The sequence below is a fragment of the Paracoccus sp. (in: a-proteobacteria) genome, assembly GCF_047973135.1.
Lineage (GTDB): Bacteria > Pseudomonadota > Alphaproteobacteria > Rhodobacterales > Rhodobacteraceae > Paracoccus.
Genome location: NZ_JBKEBL010000107.1, coordinates 1 through 10660 on the forward strand (window position 1 = coordinate 1; position 10660 = coordinate 10660).

Here is a 10660-nt window from a genome sequence, read left to right on the forward strand (position 1 = left end):
GGCTGCATCGGCTTACCAGCTTGCGCCGGGATAGGCGCGTTGCAGGAACTGCATTTCGGCCAGAACATAGCCCAGATGTTCGGTGTGCCGACCCTGCTTGCCACCCTTGTGGACGTCGAAACGCCCCTCGGGCCGCCTCAGAGTCGCCTCGTCCAGAATCTCGGATACGGTCTTGTCCCAGTCGGCGCGCAGATCGTCCAGCGCGGGCGCGATTCCGGATGCCGTCACCGCCTCGTCCACGGCATCAGAGGTGAACATCTCTCCCGTATAAGGCCACAGCCGGTCCAGCGCATCCTGCATTCGGGCGTGGCTTTCAGCCGAGCCATCCCCCAGACGCACGACCAGATCGGACGAACGTTCAAGATGATAGCTGACTTCTTTCAGCGCCTTCGCCGCGATTTCGGCAACGCGCGGGCTGGCCGATTTGGTCAGTGCGGTCAGTATCTCGAAATGGAAGGCATCGAACAGAAATTCGCGCATCAGCGTGACGGCCATGTCGCCATTCGGCAGTTCGACCAGCTTGACGTTACGGAACTTCAGCGCATCGCGAAGAAAGGCCAGATCGTCGGCGGTGCGGCCCGCACCCTCGACCTCGGCGGCCAGACCCAGCCACATCTGCGTGTGCCCGATCAGATCCAGCGCGGTGTTGGCCAGCGCGATATCTTCTTCCAGCACCGGGCCATGGCCGCACCATTCGGAAATGCGATGCCCCAGAATGATGGAATTGTCGCCCATCCGGCACAGCCAGTCGAACAGCGCGGGTTTCAGCGCCTCGTTCGCCAGCGCGGAATCGCCCACCTCCATGGGCGGCGCGGTGATATGTGCAACCGCCATCACATATGCCCCACTTCGTCAGGAATGTCGAAGAAGGTCGGGTGACGATAGACCTTGCTTTCCGCCGGGTCGAACAGCGGCCCTTTTTCCGAGGGCGCGCTGGCGGTGATGTCGCTGGATGTCACCACCCAGATCGACACGCCATCCTGGCGGCGGGTCTATCCGTCGCGCGCGTGGTTGATCGCCATTTCGGCATCAGGCGCGTGCAGGCTGCCGACATGGCGGTGGTTCAGCCCGTGCTGGCCCCGGATGAAAACCTCCCAGAGCGGCCATTCTTTCCTGGACATGTGATCTCCTCCCTTTATTCGGCGGCAACAGAGGCCGCCGCGCGGCGTGCCGCGGATTTCCCGGCATAGGCGTTCAGCCCGTCACGGAACCATTCGCCATCGGCCCATGCCTTGCGGCGTGCCTCAAGCCGTTCCTGATTGCAGGGGCCATTGCCCTTGATGACGTCGAAAAATTCTTCCCAATCGGGTTCGGCAAAGTCGTAATGCCCCCGTTCGTCATTCCATTTCAGCGTCGGATCCGGCACGGTCAGGCCCAGATATTCGGCCTGCGGCACGGTTTCATCGACGAATTTCTGGCGCAGCTCGTCATTGGTATTCATCTTGATCTTCCACGCCATCGACTGCGCGGAATGGACCGAGTCCTTGTCGGACGGCCCGAACATCATCAGCGCTGGATACCAGAACCGGTTCAGCGCGTCCTGCGCCATTTCCTTCTGTTCCGGGGTGCCTGCGGCCATCTTCATCATGATGGAATAGCCCTGCCGCTGGTGGAAACTTTCTTCCTTGCAGATGCGGATCATCGCGCGGCTGTAGGGGCCATAGGATGTCCGCTGCAACGGCACCTGATTCATGATCGCCGCACCATCGACCAGCCAGCCGACCGCGCCCATATCGGCCCAGTTCAGCGTCGGATAGTTGAAGATGGAACTGTATTTCATCGCCCCCGACAGCAGTTTTTCGGTCAGGTCGTCGCGGGTGACGCCCAGGGTCTCGGCGGCGCTGTACAGATACAGGCCATGCCCGGCCTCGTCCTGCACCTTGGCCAGCAGAATCGCCTTGCGTTCCAGCGTGGGTGCGCGGGTGATCCAGTTGCCTTCGGGCAACTGGCCAACAATTTCGGAATGGGCATGCTGGCCGATCTGGCGGATCAGCGTCTTGCGATAGCCCTCGGGCATCCATTCCTTGGGTTCGATCTTTTCGTTGCGGTCGATGCGTTCCTGAAAGGCGCGTTCCTCCGGGGTCATTTCCTCGGGCGCTTTCATGCCTTCCGACTTTACCATCTGAGCATACATGCTGATGCCTCCCCTAAAATTCAGACCCGTTCAATGATCATGGCAATTCCCTGCCCGACGCCGACGCACATCGTGCACAGGGCATAACGCCCGCCGGTGCGGTGAAGTTGCCGTGTGGCGGACAGTACCAGCCGCGCGCCCGACATGCCAAGCGGATGGCCGATGGCGATCGCGCCGCCATTGGGGTTCACATGCGGCGCATCGTCCGGCAGGCCCAGTTCGCGCATCACGGCAAGCCCCTGCGCGGCAAAGGCCTCGTTCAGTTCGATCACATCCATCTGGTCGATGCTCAGCCCCGCGCGGGCCAGAACCTTGCGGGTGGCGGGAACCGGGCCGATGCCCATGATGCGGGGTTCAACCCCTGCCGCCGCCATGGCGACAACACGCGCCTGCGGGGTCAGGCCATTGGCCCGCGCCGAGGCCTCGGAGGCGACGATCACCGCCGCCGCGCCGTCATTCACGCCCGAGGCGTTGCCCGCCGTCACACTCAGATCCGGGCCGTTCACGCCGCGCAGTTTCGCAAGCTGTTCAGGCGTGGTCGAGGGGCGCGGATGTTCGTCGGTATCGACAATGACCGGATCGCCCTTGCGTTGCGGGATCGTCACCGCGACGATTTCTTCGGCAAAGATCCCTGCCTCTTGCGCCGCCGCCCAACGGGCCTGACTGCGCAGGGCGAATGCGTCCTGATCGGCGCGGCTGATGCCGTAATCAGCGGCAACATTGTCGGCCGTCTGGGGCATCGAATCGATGCCGAAGGTCTTTTTCATCAGCGGATTCACGAAACGCCAGCCGATGGTGGTGTCATACATCTCGGCCTTGCGGGAAAAGGCGCTGTCCGCCTTGCCCAGGACAAAGGGCGCGCGCGACATGCTTTCGACGCCGCCTGCCAGCAGCAAGTCGCCGTCATCGGCGCGAATCGCACGGGCGGCCATGCCGATGGCATCCATGCCCGATCCGCACAGCCGGTTGATCGTGGTACCCGGCACCTCGACCGGCAGGCCAGCCAGCAGCCCGGCCATGCGCGCGACATTGCGGTTATCCTCGCCGGCCTGATTGGCTCCGCCCATGATGATATCGTCCACGCTGGCCCAGGCCACACCGGGATTCCGCTCTGTCAGCGCCCGCAGGGGGATGGCCGCCAGATCGTCCGCCCTGACGGATGACAGCGCCCCACCATAGCGGCCCACAGGCGTACGTATCGAATCACAGATGAATGCTTCTGCCATAAGTTCCCCCTCCGGCCGGTCGAAAACAATTTACCGACCGCTCGGTCATTAATATAGAGCCAAATTCCGCATCCGTGAAGATGGTTTTTTCTTTCGCGGCTGGCGACGATTTGTCGCGATTGTTGCGGGCCAAGTATTTCCCCGGCCCAAGCCGGACGCAAGGGGTTGTCAGGTCACGACAAAACCATGCGCGAAAGGGTCGCGGTCATCAATGAAAATGGTGTTGATCCCGGTCATCCGTGCCCATCCGGCGACCGATGGCACGATGGCCGCGCGGTCGCCCACGGTGGCCGCCGCCTCGACCCGGCCCTTGAAGATCGAGCCGATGATGGATTCGTGCCAGAACTCGTCGCCGACGGCCAGCTTTCCCTTTGCGGCAAGCTGCGCCATCCTGGCCGAAGTGCCGGTTCCGCAGGGTGAGCGGTCAATGGCCTTTTCACCATAAAACACCGCGTTGCGCGCATGTGCCCCCGCAATGGTGGGCGCTCCGGTCCAAAGGATATGGCTGAGGCCGGTAATCTGCGGATGCTCGGGATGGGCAAAGTCATATTTCTCGTTCAGGGCGCGGCGCAGCCGGGGCGACCAGCCGACCAGATCGACGGCGCTGTGATCGGCCATGTCGCGGAAATTCTTTTGCGGTTCGACGATGGCATAGAAATTGCCGCCATAGGCGACATCTGCCACGATCTCGCCCAGACCCTCGACCGTAGCGGTCAGCCCTTCGGCGTAAAGAAACGAGGGCACGTTGGTCAGCCGGACCTCTTCGACGAATCGCCCCTCTTGCCGGTATTCGATCTCGACCCGTCCCGCCGGGGCATCAATGGCCAGCCGTCCGGGCATGCGCGGCATGATCAGCCCGTTCTCGATCCCCATCGTCACCGTCCCGATGGTGCCATGCCCGCACATCGGCAGACAGCCCGAGGTTTCGATGAACAGCACCGCCACATCGCAATCGGGGCGCGTCGGCGGATAAAGGATCGACCCGGACATCATGTCATGTCCGCGCGGTTCATACATCAGGCCGGTGCGGATCCAGTCGTAATCGCGCAGGAAATGCGCCCGCCGTTCCAGCATGTCCGCGCCCTCAAGCCTGGGCCCCCCGCCCGAGACCAGCCGCACGGGATTGCCGCAGGTATGTCCGTCGATGCAGGAAAACGTATAGCTGGCCATGTGTCAGAACCTTTGGGCAGAGAAAGGAGTAATATCCAGCGGCAGCGGGCTGTCGGTGATCAGGTCGGCGACGATTTGCGCCGTTCCTGTCGATTGCGTCAGACCCAGATGGCCATGGCCAAAGGCGTGGATGACGCGGGGCGTCGCACGCGACCTTCCGATGACCGGCAGCGAATCGGGCAGCGAGGGGCGGAACCCCATCCATTGCGTGCCGCCCGCAGGGCGCAGCCCCGGCAGAAAACGCCGCGCCTTGTCCAGCATCGCCTGCGAGCGCCGGAAATCCGGCGGGCGCGTCAGCCCGCCCAGTTCGACCGCGCCACCGACCCGGATGCCCGAGGACAGGCGCGTGACGACAAAGCCATGCCCGCCAAAGGTGATCTGGCAGCGCAGGTCAAAGGCATCGGGCGGCAGGGTGGTGTTATAGCCGCGCTCGGTCTCTAACGGCACCCGGTCGCCAACCGAAGCGGCAATCGGGCGCGAAAACGCCCCCGCCGCGATCACCACATGATCGGCGCGCATTGTGCCGTCAGCGCCCGACACCTCGACCCCGCCGCCGACCGGGTACAGCGCAGCGACCGCCGCCCGCCTGATCAGGCCCCCCGCCGCGCGAAACCGTTCGGCAAGGGCCTGTGTATAATCCCCTGGATCGGCGATGGAATACCAGCCGGGCGTGAACGTGCCATGGGTCAGGCGTGGCGACAGGCCGGGCTGCAATCCCGCCATTTCCGCAGCATCCATATGCCGGAACGCGATCCCGTGTTCCTCGCGCAGGCGCCAGCCCGGCAACGAGGCCGTCAGCTCGGCCTGTGATTCATAGACCTGCAAGGCCCCGTCCTTGCGCAGCATGCCAAGCGTTCCGGTGGCCGTCAGAAAGGGCTCCAGCCGCGCCTTCGACAGATCCATCAGCGCCGTCTGCGCCCTGGTCGAACGCGCCATCTGCGCGGGCGCGCAGGCCCGCCAGAACCGGAACATCCATGGCGCGATCCGCAGCGCATAAGCCGGTGGCACCGATAGCGGCCCCAGCGGATCCAGCAGCCATTTCGGAGCCTTGCGCAGGATACCGGGCGAAGCCAGCGGCAGGATGTCGGTAAAGGCGAAAGCCCCGGCATTCCCGGCCGACGCGCCCGCCGCAGGCCCCTCGCGGTCCAGCACCGCGACCGACAAGCCCCGCGCCTGCAATTCCAGCGCCGAGGACAGGCCGATCACGCCTGCGCCGATCACGATCACATCCGCCCCGCGATTCTCCTTGACCATCCCCGCCCCCATCCGGCACACCTGCGTTGAATACAGTTAGTATACAATCCTGCGAAGGCGTCGGCAACGCAGCCGGGAAGGAATAAAATGTCAGAAACCAACTGGACCATAGATGCGCTGGAAACCCGCGTTCTGGCGATTTTCCTGAAGGCGGGGCTGGTGCCCGAACAGGCGGGCGCGGTAACGCGTGTGATTGTCGCGGGCGAACGCGACAACAGCAAGGCCCACGGAATTTACCGGATCGAGGGGCTGCTGCGCACCATCGGGGCGGGTAAGGTCGATCCGCGTGCGGTGCCGGTGCTGCTGCCCTCGGACGCGGCGGGAATCGTCCGTGCCGATGCGCGCGGCGGCTTCGCCAATGCGGCCTTTGAACTGGCCCTGCCGGTGCTGGCCGAACGCGCCGCGCAGAACGGCATGGCGGCGCTGGTGATCAACGATTGCACGCATTTTTCGGCGCTCTGGCCGGAAATCGAGGCGATCACGGCGCAGGGTCTGGCGGGGCTTGCCATGTGTCCCAGCTATGCCACCGTCGCGCCTACGGGGGGCACGGGGCCGCTGCTGGGAACCAACCCGCTGGCCTTTGGCTGGCCCCGGCCCGGTCAGCCGCCCTATGTCTTTGACTTCGCCACTTCGGTCGCCGCGCGGGGCGAGGTCGAACTGCATCGCCGTGCCGGCACCCCCCTGCCCGATGGCTGGGCAGTGGATGCGGGCGGTCAGCCGACGACCGACCCCGAGGCCGCGCTGGCCGGGGCGATGCTGCCCTTTGGCGGACATAAGGGATCGGCCATCGGGACAATGATCGAGCTGCTGGCGGGGATCATGATCGGCGATCTGACCAGCCGTGAAGCGCTGGATTATCTGGGCACGACCGAATTCCTGCCCCGGCACGGAGAACTGATCCTTGCCTTTTCGCCGCAGGCCTTTGCCCATGGCCGTGATGGCGATCCCTTTGCGCGGGCCGAAACGCTGTTCACGGCGATCACCGGCCAGGGTGCCCGGCTGCCATCGCAGCGCCGCTTTGCCGCGCGGGCGCTGGCCGAGGCTCATGGGGTGCGTCTGACCTCCGGGGAAATCGAGCTGCTGGACCGGCTGATCCGCGACGCCTGACGCGCAACGGCTGCGGGCGTTGTTTTGGCTGTGAATGCAACAGAGGCTTGGGGCGTGGCCGGAGTGGCCAGCAAATGCAGGGTTCGGGGCGACACTGGGGCGGGCACCGGGGCGGCACAGGCTGTACACCGGTATCGTGCGTTGCGTGACGTCAGCGGTGCGAATTTGCGTCCTGCGGTGGCCGGGGGATCTGCGCGCCCCGGACCCCCTGCACGGGCCTGCGGCGGGTGGCGATGTCTTTCGGGCGAAGGCGTTCGTGCTGCGGGTTTAGGGTCAGAACCTATAAAGGGCGCTCTGCATTGAATTCGGAAGTCGGCCCGACATAGGTCGGGCAATCTGTGTCAAGGACCACGACGTGCGCGATTTCGGGGCGTGATCGGGATGAGTATAGCATAGCTTGCGCTCCGGCTTTTCGAGCAGCGTCCGAAAATACCCAGGTGGGTGAAGGACTTCCGCCCCTCCAGATGTCCTGCCAAACGATAGATGCGTCTGGGTTGCCACGTTCATCGGCGACGTATTTGGCGTCCATCCGCATCGAAACAAGCAGTCTCGGAACCCTTTCACCGAGATAGCTTTGGATCGCCAACGCTGCCCCTTCTGCGGTCAGCGAAGCCATTGCCCTTTCCGCCCCAAAAAGAAATATCACCTTTATTTCAAAATAAATTCAAGGCGTCAACGAGGATCGCCCCTATCACGTCTGTTTTGCTTTACCGAGGATCAAGCCGAACGGATTGCGCCGTTCTTTCCCAAGGAACGGGGCGTCAGCCGGGCCAATGACCGCATGGTTCCAAGCGGAATCAATTACCTCATCGAGCATGGTTTGCAATGGACGGGCACTAACACCGAATACGGCCTGCACAAAACGCTTTGCAACCGCTTCTGGCGGCGGCCGGGGCCGAAGGATATGGCGCGGGTGCAGGCATTTCTCGCCACACGGGCGAGAAACTCAGCCCAGAAGCCCGCAGATGGTGATAAGAACCAGATGGACAATCACCCGAAACGAACAGTGGAGCGACGACGGAAGGACGGAAGGCCAGAACTAACCAGGAGGAGATAACATAATGACCGCATCTTTAGCCAAGGGCATCGCCGGGGGGATTCTCGCTGTCCTGCCGCTGTCGCAACCGGCCACATCCAAGGTGGTGGATTTCGAAGTCACCCGAACCGTAAACCCCGCCTTCGAAGGCCACGAATTCGGAAATGCCGGGGCCTATGAACGGATCGACGGGATCGTCCGTTTTGCCATTGATCCCGCATCCGGGGCGGGCAGCAGGATCGTGGATCTGGATAAGGTACCGGTCAATGCGGATGGTCTTGTCGAATACGAAACCGAGGTTTCCATCCTACGTCCCATCGATGCCTCAAAAGGCAACGGAACCCTGTTCTATGAGGTTCTGAACCGCGGCACGACGCTGGCATTCAGGCTGCTGAACCTGTCCGAGGGGCCGACCATCCCGGAAACGGTGGCCGAGGCGGGTGACGGGTTCCTGATGAAACAGGGCTATACCCTGGTCTGGAGCGGCTGGCAGACCGACCTGCCGCCCGAGGTGCTGAACCTGACGGTCCCGACCGCCGAAGGCGTAACGGGCCTGTCGCGCGAGGAATTCGTGTTCGACAAGCCGGATCGTGTCTCGACCGCCAAACTGGTCTATCCTGCGGCCGATCAGGACCCGGAAAAGGCCACGCTGACCGTACGCCTGCGCGCCACCGATCCACGCGCCACCGCCCCGGACCTGTCCTTCCGCTATCTGTCCGGCAACGAAATCGAGATCACCAAGCCCGAGGGGCTGGATGCCGGGGCCATTTTCGAATTCATCTATCCGGCCACCGGAGCGCTGCCTGCCGGGCTTGCCTTTACGGGGACCAGTGATCTGGTGTCATTCCTGCGCGGCAATCCGGGCCATGACGTCGCAACGCCGCTTGAGGGGATCGACCGCACCATCGGCCTTGGCGTGTCGCAGTCCGGACGCTTTCTGCGTGATCTGATCTATCACGGCTTCAACGCCGACGAGGCCGGAAACCAGGTCTTTGACGGGGCCGTTCCCCATATCGCGGGATCGCGCAAATCCTTTACGAATTTCCGCTTTGCGCAGGCCGGACGCTATTCCCGCCAGCACGAGGATCACGATATCCAGGGCGATCAGTTTCCGTTCACCTATACTGAAACCACCGACCCGTTCAGCGGCAGGACCGAAAGCATCCTGACCGAATGCACGGCCAGCAATACCTGCCCGAAACTTTTTCACACCGACACGGACACCGAATTCTGGCAGGCGCGCGCCGGGCTGCTGACGACCTCGGCGCAGAGCGAGCCGCTGACCATGCCAGACAATGTCAGGCTGTATTTTCTGGCCGGGACGCAGCATTTCACGCTTTGGTCCGCGACGCCCGAACAAACCGAGATTTGCCGGTTCGCATCGAACCCGATCTCGCCCGCGCCGATCATGCGGGCGCTGCTGACGGGCCTGAACGACTGGATCGCGACGGATAAAGAGCCGCCTGCCTCGCGCTATCCGACACTTGCCGATGGGACGCTTGTGCCGCTGTCGGAACTGTCATTGCCACATATCGCGGGCGCTGGCGCGTTCATTCCGGCCTATAACGTCCTTCAGGTCCGCGACTATTCAAGCCAGCCACCGGGTGGAGGCGGGGCCTATCCCGTGCTGGTGCCGCAGATGGACGAGGACGGGAATGCAACGGGCGGCATAGAGATGCCGGCCGTGTCCGAGGCGCTGGCGACGCTGTGGGGCTGGAACCCCCGGAACGAAGGCTTCGCAGAAGGCGATCTGTGCGGCCTGACGGGCAGCCGCCTGCCCTTCCCCGCCAATGCTGACAGCGCAGATGGCGACAGCCGCAAGCCCGTCAGCGAACGCTATGCCGATCAGGACGCCTATGTCGCGGCGACCATCGCCGCAGCCGAGGCGCTGGTTCAGCAGGGCCTGATGCTGGAAGCCGATATTGATCTGATCACGGAGCGCGCCCGGACGGATTTCGCATCGGTATCGCAGTGACCTGAAACCACAAGCCGCCGGCGGTTTCGCCGGCCCCGCTTCTCCTGTGGTCCCGTCATCTGCTCAGGGCGCAAGGATGCAGTCCATTCCGACATCAGCGCCATAGTCCCCCTACGGCGCAATCGTCAGGATCGCCACCAGCCGAACAGTGTAAGGCACATAGCCGATGCCCCACGGGTGGCATTCACGTATAAGAACGAATATCACAGGGTACTTGCGGGAAGAACATAATTTTTGCACAGTTTTTGACTTACGCTTCAGTAGGGTAATCATGTGTGAAGATGAACATTGGGCCGCTGTGGATGATGTTCAGAAGATAGAACGTGATGGTCAACAATCCAGAATGACCTATATCAATGGCGTTGATCCAATCGAAAGAGGGCATGATTGCTACACACCTAAGCCCTTGGAAAGTTGGTTTATCGGCGACTTCAACGGGTCGCCGTCCAACGTTTATCTGGTGATCGATACGACAGGGATCGTCGGACTTGAGGACAGGCTAGGGTTCGTGGACATTCACTTTGCGGCGATGACGGTTGCGGCGAGATGCCAATTGGCGGTGTAACTGCAGGCCGTCTTTTCGTAACGCGTGGCTATAGCTCTGAATTCCTTTATCTTTGCGAAGAAGTTCTCGATCAGATGCCGCCATTTATAGGCGTGCCTGTCGTAGTCACGTTTGATTTTTCGGTTCGCCTTCGGCGGGATGACCGCGCTCGCGCCCCGCGCGTCCAACTCGGCAAGCAGCCAATCGGCATCGA

General features: G+C 62.8%; 9 protein-coding genes and 1 pseudogene. 2 read left to right on the forward strand and 8 right to left on the reverse strand.

Annotated elements, in window-relative coordinates:
- Positions 1-12 precede the first annotated feature (12 nt).
- The 6 genes and pseudogenes from paaC to ACK5L9_RS08255 all read right to left on the reverse strand — a co-directional run bounded on the left by paaC (position 13) and on the right by ACK5L9_RS08255 (position 5784).
- On the reverse strand, positions 13-804 hold the full coding sequence (gene paaC, locus ACK5L9_RS08230) for a 1,2-phenylacetyl-CoA epoxidase subunit PaaC (protein ID WP_416910991.1): 792 nt from the start codon (positions 802-804) through the stop codon (positions 13-15).
- A gap of 29 nt (positions 805-833) precedes the next feature.
- Positions 834-1121 (reverse strand): annotated as a pseudogene (paaB, locus tag ACK5L9_RS08235) (1,2-phenylacetyl-CoA epoxidase subunit PaaB).
- Positions 1122-1135: 14 nt separating this feature from the next.
- A complete protein-coding gene (gene paaA / locus ACK5L9_RS08240) occupies positions 1136-2134 on the reverse strand; it encodes a 1,2-phenylacetyl-CoA epoxidase subunit PaaA (RefSeq protein WP_416910983.1) in 999 nt (332 codons plus the stop codon).
- A gap of 20 nt (positions 2135-2154) precedes the next feature.
- Entirely contained in the window at positions 2155-3360 is a 1206-nt protein-coding gene (gene pcaF / locus ACK5L9_RS08245) for a 3-oxoadipyl-CoA thiolase (protein WP_416910984.1), read from the reverse strand.
- A gap of 168 nt (positions 3361-3528) precedes the next feature.
- Positions 3529-4530, reverse strand: coding sequence for a 4-hydroxyproline epimerase (locus ACK5L9_RS08250; protein WP_416910985.1), 1002 nt, complete (start codon positions 4528-4530; stop codon positions 3529-3531).
- A 3-nt stretch (positions 4531-4533) separates the two neighbouring features.
- Positions 4534-5784 carry an NAD(P)/FAD-dependent oxidoreductase gene (locus tag ACK5L9_RS08255; RefSeq protein ID WP_416910986.1) on the reverse strand — a complete coding sequence of 417 codons (1251 nt, stop codon included), beginning with the start codon at positions 5782-5784 and terminating at the stop codon, positions 4534-4536.
- Between the two features lie 87 nt (positions 5785-5871).
- Between ACK5L9_RS08255 and ACK5L9_RS08260 the strand changes: the two genes are divergently transcribed.
- On the forward strand, positions 5872-6891 hold the full coding sequence (locus ACK5L9_RS08260; RefSeq protein ID WP_416910987.1) for an Ldh family oxidoreductase: 1020 nt from the start codon (positions 5872-5874) through the stop codon (positions 6889-6891).
- 280 nt (positions 6892-7171) lie between these two features.
- Here ACK5L9_RS08260 and ACK5L9_RS08265 read toward each other — a convergent pair whose 3' ends face one another.
- On the reverse strand, positions 7172-7507 hold the full coding sequence (locus ACK5L9_RS08265; RefSeq protein WP_416910988.1) for an RES domain-containing protein: 336 nt from the start codon (positions 7505-7507) through the stop codon (positions 7172-7174).
- 445 nt (positions 7508-7952) lie between these two features.
- Between ACK5L9_RS08265 and ACK5L9_RS08270 the strand changes: the two genes are divergently transcribed.
- On the forward strand, positions 7953-9902 hold the full coding sequence (locus ACK5L9_RS08270; RefSeq protein WP_416910989.1) for an alpha/beta hydrolase domain-containing protein: 1950 nt from the start codon (positions 7953-7955) through the stop codon (positions 9900-9902).
- Positions 9903-10418: 516 nt separating this feature from the next.
- Here the strand turns inward: ACK5L9_RS08270 and ACK5L9_RS08275 are convergent.
- Positions 10419-10660: transposase (locus tag ACK5L9_RS08275; RefSeq protein ID WP_416910990.1), on the reverse strand; the 242-nt coding region annotated here is incomplete at its 5' end.